Source organism: Holzapfeliella sp. JNUCC 80 (assembly GCF_053667655.1).
This window is the reverse complement of record NZ_CM132205.1, coordinates 490,541-506,287: the sequence shown is the minus strand read 5'-3', so window position 1 is coordinate 506,287 and position 15,747 is coordinate 490,541. Positions and strand designations below refer to the sequence as shown.

The following is a 15,747-nucleotide window of genomic DNA, read 5'->3' as shown; positions in this document are numbered from 1 at the left end:
ACTAGTCCTCCAGTTTTTTAATTAATAATTGACTAACGACATCCGGCACAAAGTCACGGACATCGCCACCAAATCCAGCAACCTCTTTAATCATGCTAGAAGACACAAATTCATACTTTGAATCGGTCACTAGAAACACGGTCTCAATCGCATTATTTTGATGAGCATTCATCTGACTAATCGCTTTTTCATAGTCAAAATCGCTCCCATTTCTTAACCCTCTCACAATATGCGTAGCACCATTTTTTTCAGCAACATTAACCGTTAAATCTGAAAAATCACTGACAACTGTAACGTTTTCAGTATCTGAAAATACAGACTCAACAACTTGCTTGCGCTCATCTTGCGAGAATAAATAGTTCTTTTTTGTATTAGTCATAACGGCGACAACAATTTCATCAAATAATCTAGCAGCACGTCTAACTAGGTCAACATGTCCATTGGTAATGGGATCAAAGCTTCCTGGAAAAATCGCTTTTGTCATGATGCAGACACTCCTTCGTATCGAAAAATACGAATCATTGTTTGACCATATTTCTTTTCTTTAACCAACTCATAATTATCTTCTACAACAACTTCTGTATCTTTGTCAGTTTCAGCTATAATAATGGCATCTTCTGCTAATAATTTTAGTTCAACTAGTTCATCCATAATGTCAGCAATACGCTGTTTAGCATAAGGTGGATCTAAAAAAACATAGTCGAAATGGTGCCCATTCATTGCCAATTTTTTAAGCGCTGCTTCATCAGGCATTTTTAAAACTTCGAATTTTGATTCTTCTTTAGTCATGGCAACATTTTCTTTGATAATTTTGATTGCTTGATAAGCTTTATCAACAATGACCGCTTTATCCATACCACGAGATACAGATTCAATTGCTAACGCACCGCTACCGCCATATAAATCAAGTGCGGTACCGCCATCAAAGTACTGTCCTAAAGAATTAAATAGTGATTCTTTAACTTTATCACTGGTTGGTCGTGTCAATTGACTTGATAATGTTTTTAAAGTTCGCTTAGAGTATGTTCCACCAATCACTCTCATTTTGCTACCTCATTTCGTGATTTTGATTATAAACTTTTGCTTCAGCCCTTAAGGATTCCATTAAATCTTTTTGATTATCAAAATCTAACGCTAGTTCTTCAAATTTTGATTGTTTGACTCTTATCACAAAACTTTTTTGAGATAAATGATCCATCAACTTACGATGATTTTTCGCATCAACATATAGACAAACGTAGCGAAAAGTCTTGGATACGTAAGTGATAAAGCCGTAACGTTTTAATTTTTTGATATCTTTAACTTGTTTTATCCAGACAATTAATTTTTTTCTTGAAGTTAACTGTGTAGTCACTTTATCTCTTCTTCTCCTTTAAACTTTTTTCACAACTACTAATATTTAGACAAAGTCCAATTCCAACCGTTAGAATGGCTAAAGAAGACCCTCCATAACTAATAAAAGGTAAGGTCACTCCTGTGATTGGTAGTAACCCCACAACTGCCCCAATATTAAAGATGATTTGAATTAGAATAGTTGTTGCAAAACCATAGCAAATAAGGGAATTAAATTTGTCAGATGCATGTAACCCTGTACGCATTAATCGCCAAATCAAGTAAAATAGCAGCCCTAAAACAACTAACGCTCCAATTAGCCCTAATTCTTCAGTGATTACTGACATAATAAAGTCTGTGTAAGGTTCAGGTAAAGCACCTCTTTTTTGGATACTGTTTCCTAAACCGACACCGAAGAACCCACCATTATAAATGGCATAGTATGAGTTAACTAGTTGTGCTCCTTGAGTAGCTTTCAATTGAAATGGATGCAAGAATGCTAGGATTCGCATGTAAGCATATGAACCCTGGAGAAAATCCGGATTCCATTTTACTAATAATGCTACAGACATCACTAAAAATAGAATCAAACCAACGTTAATCGTGAACATTCTTTTGGCTGAAATTCCAGAAACCGTAAATAAGCTCAGTGAAATTACAGCCAAAATAGCAGCCCCACCCATGTCAGGTTGAACCAACGCTAAAACAAAAAAGCTAGTGGCAATTACAATTGGGCCAAACAACTCATTTCGAATAACTTTTCTAGTTAGACGGTTTGTCCGTTTATTAAAAATATAGGCTAAATACAAAATCAAAGCAAATTTTGCAATTTCTACTGGTTGAATCGTAAAAGGTCCTAATGGAATCCAACCTACAGCACCATTTACTTCGAACAGTCTGACAATGCTTTTAGGAGCTAAAAATTTGATACCTGCTAAAAACAACATCAATATCCAAGATATACCCAGAGATAACAAAATTACCCTGGGATTTTTTAGTGTAGATAACTTGACTCGAAACGAGACAAAACCCAACACTAACGAAACAACAACCCACATCAACTGCTTAGTTAAATAAGCAAAGGGCGATAAATTGTTCACCAATAATATGTATGAGCTAGATGAGTAAATCATCACCATTCCAATTCCTATCAGAAGTAAAAATGGGATTAAAATACCATAATCCAAATTATTTAACTTTTTCTTCACAAGTACACGCTCCCTAGTCGTTAAGCTTTTTTTATTATATCACGGATACAAAAAAGCCTTAAGGATGATTTGTCCTTAAGGCTCTTTAAAACTAAAAACTATCCTTTTTTAGAAGCTAGTTTCTTTTGTTTTGAAGCTTTTTCACGTTCGTTAGTATTCAAGATTTTCTTACGTAGACGAATGCTTTGTGGTGTTACTTCACAATATTCATCATCGTTCAAGAATTCAATTGATTGTTCAAGTGTTAATTCTTTAGGTGTTTTAATACTTGAAGAGTGATCTTTACCTGAAGCACGAGTATTAGTTAATTTTTTACCTTTAGTTGCATTAACTGAAATATCGCGATCACGACTGCTTTTACCAACAATCATACCTTCGTAAATTTCAACACCTGCACCGATAAATAATGTTCCACGTTCTTCAATAGATTGTAGAGAGTATGTTGTAGATGGTCCTTGGTTGATAGAAACAAGAGCACCTTCACGACGACCTGGTTCCCAGTTTTTAATAGCTGGTTGGTAGCTGTCGTAAGTATGGTTCATAATTCCGTAACCACCAGTCATTGATAAGAATTCTGTTGAGAATCCAATCAATCCACGAGATGGTGCCAAGAAGTGAAGACGAGTTTGTCCGTTACCCATTGGTTCCATGTTCTTCATGTCAGCTTTTCTTTGTGATAAAGCTTCAATGATTGAACCAACATATTCATCAGGTGTATCGATTTGAACTGCTTCGTAAGGTTCACTCATAACACCATCAACATCTTTGTAGATAACCTCTGGTCTTGAAAGTTGTAATTCGTAACCTTCACGACGCATTTCTTCAACTAAGATTGATAAGTGAAGTTCACCACGTCCTGAAACTGTCCAAGCATTTGGTTCATCTGTTGCTTCTACACGTAGAGAAACATCAGTTCTTGTTTGTTTGTGAAGACGTTCTTCAATTTTTCTAGCTGTTACATATTCACCTTCACGTCCTGCGAATGGTGAGTTGTTTGCAACAAATTTCATTTGAAGTGTTGGTTCGTCAATTCTTAAAACAGGTAGCGCATCTTGGTGGTCAACAGGTGTTACTGTTTCACCAACATAAATATCTTCCATACCTGAAACGGCAATTAAATCACCAGCTTTAGCTGAGTCGATTTCAATTTTCTTAAGACCGAAGAAACCAAATAATTTAGTTACACGGAAGTTTTGTGTTGAACCATCTAGTTTAAGGACGGAAACTTGGTCCCCAATCTTAATAGTTCCACGGAACACACGACCAACACCGATACGTCCAACATAATCATCATAATCAAGCATAGCCACTTGGAATTGTAGTGGTTCATCTTCATTATCGATAGGAGCTGGGATTTCTTTGACGATTGTGTCAAAGACGGGGTTCATTGTTTCTTTTTGAGTATCTAATGCTTCATCAGTACTTGAAGTTCCGTTAATTGCACTTGTGTAAACAATTGGGAATTCAAGTTGGTCTTCGTTAGCACCTAATTCGATAAACAGTTCTAGCACTTCGTCAACAACTTCTGCTGGGCGAGCACCAGGACGGTCAATCTTATTGATAACAACGATAGGTGTTAGGTTTTGTTCTAGCGCTTTTTTCAAAACAAAACGTGTTTGTGGCATTGTTCCGTCGTAAGCATCCACAACAAGTAAAACCCCATCAACCATTTTCATGATACGTTCTACTTCCCCACCGAAGTCGGCGTGTCCGGGTGTATCCAAAATGTTGATTGTTGTATCACCATATTTAACAGCAGTGTTCTTTGATAAAATAGTGATTCCACGTTCTTTTTCAATATCGTTTGAGTCCATCGCACGATCGTCTAAGTTAATGTGTTCATCCAATGTATCTGATTGTTTCAACAATTCATTAACTAATGTTGTTTTACCGTGGTCAACGTGGGCAATAATCGCAATATTGCGAATGTCGTTTCTTCTATCCAATTGAGTTCCTCCTAAAGTCCATAAAAAAACTGTGACTCATTCTCACAGCTTTCTTACGCCAAAACATCACATCAGTATTGTGATGTTTTCTAGTACTTATTACTATGTTTCCTAATTCTAGCATACTATATTTATAAACGTCAATTTATTGTCAGAATCAGTCAATAATTAACTAGCCATCACCAATCGGCCTGTTTTTAACTTTTTGGCTTGATGGATTGTGTCATAAATTGAGTATCCAGATACTTCTTCAAATTGTCGACTAATTCGTCTTTGTTCTGCAATAGCTGGCACAATTCTTGAAAACGCATGATAGCGCATCAAGAATTGTTCGCAATCAATCGATTCTTCATATGCCTGTTCCACAGCATTGTAAAAAGCAATCGCTTGAGTCGTTTCTTCTATAGACCAAAAATCTTCTAAAGGATAAGCATAATTCATTTCTTGTTCTCCCTTCACTAGTCATTCTCATTTTAGCGCAATTTTTTGAAACATCAAAGAATTTTTAATAGAAATAATGTCTGCAAACCTTCCTAATATCGTATTTTTTGTTTCTATAAATGTGGTAAAATAAATTAATAGAGATTATATTTAATATGGAGGCTTAACTATGCTATTAATGAAAGATATTGTCCGTGAAGGAAATGATGTCTTGAGAAAAGTAACTGATGAAGTTACTTTCCCTCTATCAGATGAAACAAAAAAACTAGCTGAAGAAATGATGGCGTTCTTGAAGAACTCTCAAAATCCTGAACTAGCTAAAAAACATCAACTACGTCCAGGTGTTGGACTGGCTGCTAACCAAGTTGGCGTATCAAAAGCTATGAGTGCTGTTTTGATTCCAGATGCTGATGACAACATTATCATGGAAGAAATGCTAATTAATCCAAAAGTGATTCGCCAATCTGTTCGTAAAGTAGCACTTGGTGAAGGTGAAGGTTGTCTAAGTGTGGACCGTAATGTTCCAGGTTACGTGCCTCGTGCTAACAAAATTACTATTCGTTACCAAAATATGGATGGCGAAGTTATCGAAAAAACACTTAGAGGTTATGAAGCTATCGTTTGTCAACACGAAATCGATCACTTAAATGGTTACCTATTCTACGATAGAATTAACCAAGAAAATCCGTTCTTCGTTGAAGATAATATGCTAATTTTAGAATAGAAATTGTACTTTATAAGGCCATAAGATTTTTGTACTTAACCCGGTTTTTATGCTATTATTCAACTATCTGTTGGTCTTTTCCAACCTATTGTTCGTTAAACTATTATTTATTAAAAAGGAGATTTTACTTTGATTTACAAAGTTTTATATCAAGAAAACACAATTCAAAACCCACGTCGTGAAACGACACAAACACTATACTTAAATGCTACATCACTTGTTGATGCTCGTGAACAGATTGAAAAAAACACCCCCTATAATGTTGAATTCATTCAAGAGCTAACAGGTAACTCTTTAGCTTATGAACAAAAATCTGAAGCATTTAAAATTACGGAGTTTTAATCGATTATGAAACTCAATGTTAAAAATCATGAAACCGCCGTCTTTGCCATAGGGGGATTAGGTGAAATTGGTAAGAACATGTATGTTATCCAATTTCAAGATGAAATCATCATTGTTGATGCTGGAATTAAATTCCCAGAAGATGATTTACTCGGTATTGACTACGTTATTTCTGATTATTCATACTTAATCGAAAACCAACATAATATTAAAGGTTTAGTTATTACTCACGGACACGAAGATCATATTGGTGGGATTCCTTACCTACTTAAACAAATCCCTTCTATCCCTGTTTATGCTGGACCGTTAGCTTCTGCCTTAATCAAAGGCAAGTTAGAAGAACATGGTTTACTTAATACCACTTCTCTTCACGAAATCCATGAAGATACTGTATTGAAGTTTCCAAAAATCACTGTTGATTTCTTCCAAACAACCCACTCAATTCCAGATACTTTGGGAATTGCTATTCATACACCACAGGGTGTTATTGTTGAAACCGGTGACTTTAAGTTCGACTTCACACCTACTAGCAATCAACCTGCTCCTAACCTACAAAAAATGGCTAAACTTGGTGAAGAAGGTGTTCTGGCATTACTATCTGATAGTACAAATGCTGAAGTTCCTGAATTTTCTAAGTCAGAGCGTTTTGTTGGAGACTCTATCAAACATATTGTTGAAGGTATTGAAGGTCGTATTATTTTTGCAACATTTGCCTCAAACCTTTACCGTGTTTCTCAAGCAGTTGAAGCTGCTATCGAAAACAACCGTAAAGTGGCTGTTTTTGGACGTAGTATGGAAAACTCTGTAAAAAACGGGCTAGAACTAGGTTACTTAAATATTCCAGATGGTGTTTTAATTGATGGCCATGATATCAACCAATACCCTGCAGAAGAAGTTATGATTATCTGTACAGGTTCTCAAGGTGAACCAATGGGTGCTTTAAACCGTATTGCAAATGGGACTCACCGTCAAATCACACTAAACCCAGGTGATACTGTTATCTTCTCAAGTAACCCTATTCCAGGAAATACAATTAGTGTTAATCATTTAATTAACCTATTGTATGAAGCTGGTGCTGAAGTTATTCATGGAAAAGTTAACAACATCCATGCTTCTGGTCACGGTGGTCAAGAAGAACAAAAATTAATGCTTCGTTTAATGAAGCCTAAATACTTCTTGCCTGTCCACGGTGAATACCGTATGCAAAAAATTCATTCTGAATTGGCTATTCAATGTGACGTTGATCCAGACAACATTTTTATTATGCAAAACGGGGATGTCTTAGCTCTTGGTTCTGACTATGCAAGACCAGCCGGACATATCCCAGCAGAAGATGTTTATGTTGATGGATCTGGTATTGGTGATATTGGTTCGGTTGTCTTGAGAGATCGTAAGATTCTATCTGAAGAAGGTGTCGTTGTCGTAGTTGCTACTATTGATTATGACAAAAAACGCGTTCTAGCAGGTCCAGATATCTTATCTCGTGGATTTGTTTACATGAGAGAATCAGTTGAACTGATTAATCAAGCTCAAAAACGCGCTTACCACGTTATGCGTTCAGCAATGGAAAATAGCGATAAACCTTCTGAAAAAATCATTCGCCAACGTGTGATTGACTCACTTCAAGAATTTTTATTCGATAAAACTGAACGTCGTCCAATGATCTTACCAATTATTATTAGTAAAGATTAAGCTAAATAAAAAAAGTCTAAACTCAATTGCGAGTTTAGGCTTTTTTAGTTTAATTGGACATCAGCCATTCCTATCATTGGATCGATTTGTTGGCTCAAAATCAACTCTTCTGTTAGTAAATAGCTTTCTTGTTGAGGTATCTCTGTCGATTTATCTGTTACCTCTTTTGAGTTAACTTTTGGATAAAAAGTTGTTTGAAGCCTCAACGCTAAAGTCGTTTTTCGGTTGCTACCATCAGTTGCAATTGCAGTTTGGAAAGCACTTCTTTCCCCTACCATTACCAAACTTTCACTAGCACGTGTAATTGCTGTATATAATAAGTTACGTTTTAGCATACGGCTATTTTGCATCGTTAGCACCAAGACAATAAGTGGAAATTCACTTCCTTGTGACTTATGAATCGAAATTGCATAAGCAAGCGTCAAATCATTCAATTCTTTTTTGCCTAGCGTTACTTCGTGACCATCAAAGTCAACAATCATTGTTTCAGCCTGATTATTAGGTGTTAAACTAACAATTTCACCGATTTGACCGTTATAAATATCTTTTTCTGGATTGTTAACCAGTTGCAATACACGGTCATTAATTCGAAACTTGTGTTTACCTATTTCAATTTCTTTAGTCGTTGATTCTTCTTTAGGGTTCAGCAAAGTTTGTAGTGACTGGTTTAAATTATCAATACCACTTTCACCACTATACATAGGTGTTAACACCTGAACTTGATCCATTGAAAACCCTTTTTCCGTTGCTTTTTTGACAATTTGGTTCACAACGGCAGGTACTTGATTTCTTGAGCAGGCAATAAAACTGCGGTCTTGTTGTTGTTCAAAAATTAACTCTTTATTTTGCTGATGATTAATTTCATGGGCTAATTCAACAATTGAAGATGATTCAGCTTGGCGGTGAATTTTTTGTAACTCTGTCTTTTCAAAACAATTGGATTTCAATAAATCAGAAAATACATTTCCCGCGCCAACTGATGGTAACTGGTCTTGGTCACCTACCAAAACAACTTTTGTTTCTGGTGTCAGTGCTTTTGCTAGTTGATAAAATAACAACAAATCAACCATCGACATCTCGTCTACAATCAACAAGTCTCCTTTGATTTCAGTTTCAGTGTCTTCTTGGTTTTGCTGACCATCAGAAACAAGTCCGAGTAAGCGATGCAATGTTGTTGCTTGATATCCTGTTACTTCAGACATTCTTTTAGCAGCTCTACCTGTAGGCGCTGCAAGTAGAATTTTAGGACGATTAATCTCATCTAACTGATTAAATGATTCAATAATTCCTTTGATAACCGTTGTTTTCCCAGTACCTGGTCCCCCAGTTAAAAGTGATAATTGATTAGTCAAAACCATAGCAATTGCATCTTTTTGAGTCTGATCGTAATCAATATCAAGCTTGATTTCAGCTTGATTAATCACTGCTTCAACATCATCTGCTTGATTAACTTCGGTTTTATAATCTTCAAAACGCTTTAACTCATCAGCAATATCTAGTTCTCGTTTGTAAAACAACGGCAAATAAAGTCTTTGCTGGTCAATAACGACTTTTTGAGCCTGCACCAAATCTTGTAACTGCTCCAAAATTTGTTCATCAGCTATTTCACCAGAAAAATGTGACTGATTTAAAATCTGATGCGTATCATCGATTACTAAAGTAGCATCTTGGTAAGTGTCACCATTCACAGCTGTATTACTAACTAATCCTTGTAAAATAGCACCTTGGATTCTTTTCTTTGAATCATAAGTGATTCCCAACTTTAAAGCGATTTCATCTGCTCGCTTAAATCCAATTCCACTAACTTCAGAAATCAATTGATAAGGATTATCTTCAACTAATTCTAAAGCCTTATCACCGTACAATTTATAAACTGCTGTCGCTACTTTTTTGGGAAGCCCTAAATTTCCCAACTGTAAAATAATTTCTGAAAAATTATCAATCTTCAAAGCACCCAAACTCAAAGATTCTTGTTGTTTTTTGGTTAGATTTAGTTGCTGAAATTCATCAGCATTTAATCCCTGTTGCAAAATAGGTAATGTTTTTTCTCCTAGCTTATCAACAATTTTTTGTGCTGTTTTTTGGCCAATACCCGGGAAATTTTCACCACTTAAGTACTTGATCAATCCCGCTGTACTAGAAGGTTCAAGAACATGGTAATAGTGACACTTAAATTGATCTCCGAATTTTGGATGAGTAGTTATTTCACCTTGAAATTCATAATCTGTATCATAGTCTAAGTCACCAATGGTCCCTGTCACAATAATTTCTGGTGTAGGCCAATCCAAATCTCTTCGGTCACTAATTTCAACACTAATAATCTTGAATAAATCAGCCGTATTTTCAAATATTATTGCCTTTAGTTTTCCTACAAAATCAGCCATTTAACTTACCATTTTTAACTGCTGAAAGTAGCGATTCATATTGTTGTAATACTTGTTTGGCTACTTTAGCATTTATTTCATTAGCTTTTTCAAAATAAGCCTGCGCTTTTTCGTAGTCTTCACTATATACACAAATTCCCAAAAAGATATATGATTTCGCTGTAGGATTAATGGTTGCAGCTTCATTAAAATAACGAAAGGCTTGTTTCAAGTCTCCCATAGCTAACCAAAGATCTCCTAGTAGTTCTTTGGTTTGGCTATCTGATGGATTTTTTTGGTCCGAAGTCATTGCATAGGCTAAGGCCTTAGGATATTGTTGCACGTTGAAATAGACCAGCGCTTTTTGATATAAATTATCGGCTGTATCAGGTAATTGATTCAGTAAATTAAGTGCTTTTTCGAGCTCACCTTTAAGGTAGTAAGCAGTTGCTAAATTAAAGTATAAGTCTTTAGGATTTTCCACGATATTTGCAGCCTTCAATAGTAGCTCAATCGCTTTTTCAAGTTCGTTTCCTTTTACCAAAAATAATGATAACTGTAAGTATCCTTGCGTATCTTTAGGGTTATGATCAATTTGATTGACTAGCAAGTGAACTGCTTTATCGGTTTGGCCTTGTTCAAATAGTTCTTGCGCTTGTTGATTCATTAAACTGTGTCACTCTTTTCTGGTTTTTTAGTTAAGTAAGACGTGTTATTAAGCATTAAACAATCAAAGTTTTGACTATTATCTTTATTTTCAAGAATAGATAAACTTGTGTTTGCTAACCCGCCATCTTTTCTCATATCAGCTAATGGGACGTGCAACTGGCTTTTAATAATTGTATTCAACGCTGCTCCATGACTAATGACCAAAATGTTAGCTTCAGTATCACCATACTTAGCTAGAACATCTTTAATGAATGCATCACCACGCGCAATAACTGACTGAAATGTTTCGCCGCCAAATGCAGATGGATCATACTCAGCTGGATTTTCACGAAAGGCTTTAATTTGATTTGGATAATTTTTTGTACATTCTACAAAGGTTTTTCCTTCTAATTCACCCAAATCGAATTCTTTAAGTCTTTCATCTTTAATAACTGAAACTTGTTCTTGGTGTAAAGCTTTAAGTAACTCTTCTGAAGTAGTTATCGTTCTTTTTAAAGGACTTGTATATAACACATCAAAAGAAACATCCTCAATAAAAGAAGCTAATTGCTTGATATCTTCATAAGATTGAGGCAGTAATGGCGAATCCCCATTAGCCCCTTGATATCTTTTTTCTAAATTCCATTGTGTTTTTCCATGACGAATAAAATATAATTTCATAAGCAATAACTCCTTTTTAGTCTTTCTTTTATTATGGGAAAAAATCACTTAAAACTCAATAACATTTGACCAAAAAGAAAATAAAAAAACCGAAACTCCCTCAAAGTTAGAGAGATTTCGGTTTTAAACGTATTGTAATACTTTTTCGTTTTGGTAAGCGCGGTCGATGATACCGCCACCTAGACATTCTTCACCATCGTATAATACAACGGCTTGTCCGGGTGTAATCGCACGAACAGGTTCGTCGAATACAACATTAGCTGTATTATCTTCAGCATTATAATGAACTGTGACACCAACGTCAGGTTGACGATATCTAAACTTAGCTGTCACTTTGTAAGTGCCTGTTTCTGGAAATTGTGTTGTAAATGAAAAATCAGAAGCTTCCAAGCGATCAGCATAAAGATGTTCGTTATGGAATCCTTGATCGACATACAAAATATTTTCGTTAATATCTTTACCTACAACAAACCATGGTTCGTTAGATGAACCGTGAGTTCCACCGATTCCAAGTCCAGAACGTTGGCCAATTGTGTAGTACATTAACCCTGTATGTGTACCCATTTCTGTACCATCAGGTGTCATCATTTTACCTGGTTGTGCTGGTAAATATTGCCCCAAGAATTGACGGAAATTACGGTCACCAATAAAGCAAATTCCTGTTGAATCTTTCTTCTTAGCAGTCACTAAGCCAGCTTCTTCAGCAAGTTTTCTAACTTCAGGTTTAGTCAAACCTTGAAGTGGAAACATTGTTTTATCTAGCTGTGCTTGGCTTAATTGACATAAGAAGTAAGTTTGATCCTTATTTGTATCAGTTGCACGCATCAAATGCGTATAGCCTGCTTCGTCACGATAAATTTTTGCATAGTGTCCCATTGCAACATAATCAGCATCTAAATCCATTGCGTAATCTAAAAAGGCTTTGAATTTTACTTCTTTATTGCACATTACATCAGGGTTAGGTGTACGACCTTTACGATATTCAGCTAAGAAATATTCAAACACACGGTCCCAATATTCTTTTTCAAAGTTAACTGAATAGTAAGGAATTCCTATTTTTTCTGCTACTTTACGAACATCTTCATAATCTTCTGTTGCGGTACAAACACCAAATTCGTCTGTATCGTCCCAGTTCTTCATAAAGACGCCAATAACGTCATATCCTTGTTGTTTTAGTAATAAAGCGGTAACAGATGAGTCTACTCCACCACTCATTCCAACAACAACACGAGTCTTGCTGTTATCCAAAAAATCAACTTCTTTCTTATTTATCTTCAGTTATAATATGTGCTTCGACTAAATCTTTTAAGATAAATTCAAGTAGTTCTTTCGCAGCAGATAACTGGTCGTTTTTAAATAAGTTCACCTTTTGCAACCCATTTTTGTCTGTGATAACCATTTTTAATTGTGTCATCTCTTGAGAGATTGTTATCTTGAATCTCATAGTTGCATTATAAGGTGAGTCATTATATAAAGGACGATCATAACTAAAATTACCATTTTTAGTTTGTTTGAATCCAGCATCAATTAATGAATAACGCTTGATATCATCGTCTACTGCAAATTGTCTTGAATCACCATTTATTGAAACAAATTTAGATTTTGCCATCATAAAACTCCCAACGAATTATTATTATAAAATAGATTAACTAAAAATGCACGCATTTTCACTTATTTTTTGTTAGTAATCTTGAAACAATTTTCACTAGCTGGCTAGATAAGGCTTCAACCTCAGCTTCTGTATTAAATTCGCCAAAACTAATTCGGATTGACTCGTTTACACGCGGACTGCTTTCACCATACATAGCTGTTAGTACGTGAGAAGGCTCTAAAGACCCAGCAGAACAAGCTGATCCACCAGATACCGCAATATGGTTAAGGTCTAAGTTCATCTGTAAACGGTCCGTTTCAACACCTTTTATCCAAAGATTTAACACATGATAGGAATGATTATCATCTAATTGACCATTTACTTCAAAATCAACTTGATTTTCTTCTAAGTGATTAAGTAATTGGTTTGTCAATTGTTTAAAGAATGTCTGTTTATCTTGTTTTGATGCTTCATCCAATAGGCTAACAGCTTTAGCAAAACCCGCAATAGCCGGAACATTTTCTGTTCCAGCACGTCTTTTGCTTTCTTGCTCTCCACCCAAAATAAGTGGTTTGATAAAGATATCTTTGTTAAGGTATAAAAATCCAATGAATTTAGGGCCATTAATTTTGTGAGCACTAGTTGAAAGTAAATCAATATGGTCACGTCTAACATCAATACTATCTAGCCCATAAGATTGAACTGCATCTGTATGAAAAACAGCTTGATGGTCTTTTAATAGTTCACCAACCTCATGGATAGGTAATCTTGCACCTGTTTCATTATTAACACTCATAAGTGAAACCAAAATTGTATCTGGTCTTAGTGCTGATTTCACATCATCAATACTTAAACTACCCTGCGAATTAACAGGTAAATAAGTAACTTCAAATCCTAAGCTTTCTAAGTATTCCAGAGTTCTTAGGACTGAGGGATGCTCAATAACAGTTGAAATAATATGCTTACCTTCGTTTTGCTTAATTTTAGCAACTTGGCGAAGCGCCATATTATTACTTTCTGTTCCACCACTCGTGATAATAATTTCTTTATCTGTCGCATTAATACTTTTAGCTAAAGTTTCTCGACTATCATCTAAAACCTTTTTGGCTTGGCGACCGAATTCATGGGTGCTTGATGCATTCCCATAAACGCTTGTCATCTTATCAGTCATTTCTTCAATAACTTCAGGTCTCATCGCTGTTGTTGCAGCATTGTCAAAATATAGTGAACTCACTTGTAAACGCCTCTTCTTTTTTATTTTAAATTATCTAAGAAGTGGAATACGATTTTCGCAGCATTTTTACCAGCAAATTTAACAAAATGATCAAATGTCATATCTGAGCTCATATCACTTTTATCAGATATTGAGCGAATTCCTACCATTGGAACTTGATAGTTATTCAATACTTGCGCAATCGCAGCCCCTTCCATTTCAACACATAAAGCATCGGGGAAGTTAGAAATAATATGTTGTTTTGTTTCTAATTTTCCAACAAACATATCTCCTGTTACAACTAATCCTGTCGTGTTTGGCACACTTAGTTGTGTCAATGCTTGTAATAATTGATCGTTGTAGTAACGACTTGTTTCATATCTTTCAGGTTGTCCTGGTAATTGTCCTAATTTATAGCCATCTTGAGTAGAATCAGCGTCATGATAAACAAGTTCGTTTGCAACCACAACGTCACCAATTTCTAAGTCGTCTGATAATGCACCAGCTGAACCTGTCATAATCACTAAGTCAGGTTTGAATTCTTGCATTAATAAGGTTGTCGTCATTGCTGCTTGAACTTTACCAATACCACTTAATACGATAACAATTTCAAAATCATGGTACTGTGCTTCATAAACTTCAGTTGGACCTACCACTGATCTCTTAACATTTTCGAATTGTTCTAAATAATACTCTCGTTCTTCTGACATTGGAACAATAATACCAATTTTCATTTAAAATTTCCTCACTTTAAATTAAAGATAAATCAAAGCTAATATTGTCAAAATAATCAAAGCGCTAACGCTTAATATGGCAATATTAAGTTTCTTTTTTAATCTTCTTACTTTTTTTTCTTGCTCTTTAAGTTTATCAGTATCAATCGGATTTTCCAATTCTTTATTGGACAAAACCTTATCCCCTTCAGCATTTTGCTGCTGTTTTTTAAGTTCTTCTTGATATTCTTTTCTAGTTTTCATTGCCCCTCCTCAATTGTTTTCCAGTAATTGATTGCCATTATTGTTTTCAAATCCACTATTTTGCCAGAATCTATCAGCTGTTCTGCTTCAGACAGCGTTAACCAATTGACACTCAAAAACTCATCATCATCAAGTGGTCGCTTATTTTTTAACTGGCTTAGTTCATCACAATAATAAAAATACATCTTTTCATCACTAAATCCTGGAGAAGTATAAAAGTCGTAAACTTTCTTCCAATTATTAGCTTGATAACCAGTTTCTTCATTTAGCTCTCTTTGAATCGCTTCAAAAGGAACTTCTGAAGCTGAATCTAACTTTCCTGCAGGGATTTCAATACTAACACTTTTAAAGGGTTCACGCCATTGTGTCACAAATAACGCCTTCCCCTCATTAACTGCTAAACAACTAACTGCTCCATTATGACGTACAACTTCTCGAAAAGAGACTTCCCCATTAGGTAATTTGACTGTTTCAACATCTAAACTAATAATTTTACCTTTGAATTTTTCCTGTCTTGATAACTCGATTTCGCGATAATTATCCATCTATTTCCTCCTGATAAAAAAGAAAAGAAAAAGCTGAATAATTC

Annotated in this window: 18 protein-coding genes; 3 read left to right on the top strand and 15 right to left on the bottom strand. The window is 35.3% G+C overall.

The genetic code is table 11. The annotated features are described in order from the left end of the window. Window position 1: 1 nt before the first annotated feature. From coaD to JNUCC80_RS02540, 6 genes are all read right to left on the bottom strand, one after another. Window positions 2-484 carry a pantetheine-phosphate adenylyltransferase gene (gene coaD / locus JNUCC80_RS02565; RefSeq protein ID WP_454153233.1) on the bottom strand — a complete coding sequence of 161 codons (483 nt, stop codon included), beginning with the start codon at window positions 482-484 and terminating at the stop codon, window positions 2-4. Next, complete coding sequence (gene rsmD / locus JNUCC80_RS02560; protein WP_454142861.1) at window positions 481-1,044, bottom strand: 16S rRNA (guanine(966)-N(2))-methyltransferase RsmD; 564 nt, start codon at window positions 1,042-1,044, stop codon at window positions 481-483. The genes coaD and rsmD overlap by 4 nt, the downstream gene beginning before the upstream one ends. A gap of 4 nt (window positions 1,045-1,048) precedes the next feature. Continuing rightward, complete coding sequence (locus tag JNUCC80_RS02555) at window positions 1,049-1,354, bottom strand: DUF2129 domain-containing protein (protein ID WP_454142863.1); 306 nt, start codon at window positions 1,352-1,354, stop codon at window positions 1,049-1,051. Window position 1,355: 1 nt separating this feature from the next. Then, window positions 1,356-2,540: an FtsW/RodA/SpoVE family cell cycle protein gene (locus tag JNUCC80_RS02550; protein ID WP_454153232.1), complete on the bottom strand. Its 1,185-nt coding sequence runs from the start codon at window positions 2,538-2,540 to the stop codon at window positions 1,356-1,358. Window positions 2,541-2,638: 98 nt separating this feature from the next. Then, window positions 2,639-4,486 (bottom strand): translational GTPase TypA, encoded by a 1,848-nt coding sequence (gene typA, locus JNUCC80_RS02545; RefSeq protein WP_454142867.1) that lies wholly within the window; start codon window positions 4,484-4,486, stop codon window positions 2,639-2,641. Between the two features lie 168 nt (window positions 4,487-4,654). Then, complete coding sequence (locus tag JNUCC80_RS02540; RefSeq protein WP_454153231.1) at window positions 4,655-4,927, bottom strand: UPF0223 family protein; 273 nt, start codon at window positions 4,925-4,927, stop codon at window positions 4,655-4,657. 169 nt (window positions 4,928-5,096) lie between these two features. On the opposite strand from JNUCC80_RS02540, the gene def reads away from it, so the two are divergent. The 3 genes from def to rnjA all read left to right on the top strand — a co-directional run bounded on the left by def (window position 5,097) and on the right by rnjA (window position 7,685). After that, entirely contained in the window at window positions 5,097-5,651 is a 555-nt protein-coding gene (gene def, locus JNUCC80_RS02535) for a peptide deformylase (protein ID WP_454142871.1), read from the top strand. A 129-nt stretch (window positions 5,652-5,780) separates the two neighbouring features. Then, complete coding sequence (locus tag JNUCC80_RS02530) at window positions 5,781-5,993, top strand: DNA-directed RNA polymerase subunit epsilon (protein WP_454142873.1); 213 nt, start codon at window positions 5,781-5,783, stop codon at window positions 5,991-5,993. A gap of 6 nt (window positions 5,994-5,999) precedes the next feature. Then, on the top strand, window positions 6,000-7,685 hold the full coding sequence (gene rnjA, locus JNUCC80_RS02525) for a ribonuclease J1 (RefSeq protein ID WP_454142875.1): 1,686 nt from the start codon (window positions 6,000-6,002) through the stop codon (window positions 7,683-7,685). 44 nt (window positions 7,686-7,729) lie between these two features. On the opposite strand, the gene recD2 is transcribed toward rnjA, so the two are convergent. The 9 genes from recD2 to JNUCC80_RS02480 all read right to left on the bottom strand — a co-directional run bounded on the left by recD2 (window position 7,730) and on the right by JNUCC80_RS02480 (window position 15,703). Then, a complete protein-coding gene (gene recD2, locus JNUCC80_RS02520) occupies window positions 7,730-10,069 on the bottom strand; it encodes an SF1B family DNA helicase RecD2 (RefSeq protein ID WP_454153230.1) in 2,340 nt (779 codons plus the stop codon). Further along, window positions 10,062-10,715 carry a tetratricopeptide repeat protein gene (locus JNUCC80_RS02515; protein ID WP_454153229.1) on the bottom strand — a complete coding sequence of 218 codons (654 nt, stop codon included), beginning with the start codon at window positions 10,713-10,715 and terminating at the stop codon, window positions 10,062-10,064. The genes recD2 and JNUCC80_RS02515 overlap by 8 nt, the downstream gene beginning before the upstream one ends. Continuing rightward, window positions 10,715-11,377: a histidine phosphatase family protein gene (locus tag JNUCC80_RS02510; protein ID WP_454153228.1), complete on the bottom strand. Its 663-nt coding sequence runs from the start codon at window positions 11,375-11,377 to the stop codon at window positions 10,715-10,717. The genes JNUCC80_RS02515 and JNUCC80_RS02510 overlap by 1 nt, the downstream gene beginning before the upstream one ends. A gap of 123 nt (window positions 11,378-11,500) precedes the next feature. Further along, window positions 11,501-12,592, bottom strand: a complete 1,092-nt coding sequence (gene mnmA / locus JNUCC80_RS02505) for a tRNA 2-thiouridine(34) synthase MnmA (protein WP_454144706.1) — start codon at window positions 12,590-12,592, stop codon at window positions 11,501-11,503. Between the two features lie 49 nt (window positions 12,593-12,641). Next, the gene (locus tag JNUCC80_RS02500; protein ID WP_454142883.1) at window positions 12,642-12,986 is read right to left on the bottom strand and encodes a hypothetical protein; all 345 of its coding nucleotides are present in this window, start codon (window positions 12,984-12,986) and stop codon (window positions 12,642-12,644) included. Window positions 12,987-13,044: 58 nt separating this feature from the next. Beyond that, entirely contained in the window at window positions 13,045-14,202 is a 1,158-nt protein-coding gene (locus JNUCC80_RS02495; protein WP_454153227.1) for a cysteine desulfurase family protein, read from the bottom strand. Between the two features lie 20 nt (window positions 14,203-14,222). Beyond that, on the bottom strand, window positions 14,223-14,915 hold the full coding sequence (locus JNUCC80_RS02490) for a 5'-methylthioadenosine/adenosylhomocysteine nucleosidase (protein ID WP_454153226.1): 693 nt from the start codon (window positions 14,913-14,915) through the stop codon (window positions 14,223-14,225). Between the two features lie 21 nt (window positions 14,916-14,936). Then, complete coding sequence (locus tag JNUCC80_RS02485; protein ID WP_454142889.1) at window positions 14,937-15,158, bottom strand: hypothetical protein; 222 nt, start codon at window positions 15,156-15,158, stop codon at window positions 14,937-14,939. Next, entirely contained in the window at window positions 15,155-15,703 is a 549-nt protein-coding gene (locus tag JNUCC80_RS02480) for an NUDIX hydrolase (RefSeq protein ID WP_454153225.1), read from the bottom strand. The genes JNUCC80_RS02485 and JNUCC80_RS02480 overlap by 4 nt, the downstream gene beginning before the upstream one ends. Window positions 15,704-15,747: the final 44 nt, after the last annotated feature.

Excerpts from the sequence above, each read along its gene's own strand:
- JNUCC80_RS02500 (WP_454142883.1), bottom strand. The coding sequence starts at position 12,986 with ATGGCAAAATCTAAATTTGTTTCAATAAATGGTGATTCAAGACAATTT.
- JNUCC80_RS02540 (WP_454153231.1), bottom strand. The coding sequence starts at position 4,927 with ATGAATTATGCTTATCCTTTAGAAGATTTTTGGTCTATAGAAGAAACG.
- JNUCC80_RS02490 (WP_454153226.1), bottom strand. The coding sequence starts at position 14,915 with ATGAAAATTGGTATTATTGTTCCAATGTCAGAAGAACGAGAGTATTAT.
- def (WP_454142871.1), top strand. The coding sequence starts at position 5,097 with ATGCTATTAATGAAAGATATTGTCCGTGAAGGAAATGATGTCTTGAGA.
- coaD (WP_454153233.1), bottom strand. The coding sequence starts at position 484 with ATGACAAAAGCGATTTTTCCAGGAAGCTTTGATCCCATTACCAATGGA.
- JNUCC80_RS02480 (WP_454153225.1), bottom strand. The coding sequence starts at position 15,703 with ATGGATAATTATCGCGAAATCGAGTTATCAAGACAGGAAAAATTCAAA.
- JNUCC80_RS02485 (WP_454142889.1), bottom strand. The coding sequence starts at position 15,158 with ATGAAAACTAGAAAAGAATATCAAGAAGAACTTAAAAAACAGCAGCAA.
- recD2 (WP_454153230.1), bottom strand. The coding sequence starts at position 10,069 with ATGGCTGATTTTGTAGGAAAACTAAAGGCAATAATATTTGAAAATACG.
- mnmA (WP_454144706.1), bottom strand. The coding sequence starts at position 12,592 with ATGAGTGGTGGAGTAGACTCATCTGTTACCGCTTTATTACTAAAACAA.
- rsmD (WP_454142861.1), bottom strand. The coding sequence starts at position 1,044 with ATGAGAGTGATTGGTGGAACATACTCTAAGCGAACTTTAAAAACATTA.
- rnjA (WP_454142875.1), top strand. The coding sequence starts at position 6,000 with ATGAAACTCAATGTTAAAAATCATGAAACCGCCGTCTTTGCCATAGGG.
- JNUCC80_RS02515 (WP_454153229.1), bottom strand. The coding sequence starts at position 10,715 with ATGAATCAACAAGCGCAAGAACTATTTGAACAAGGCCAAACCGATAAA.
- JNUCC80_RS02510 (WP_454153228.1), bottom strand. The coding sequence starts at position 11,377 with ATGAAATTATATTTTATTCGTCATGGAAAAACACAATGGAATTTAGAA.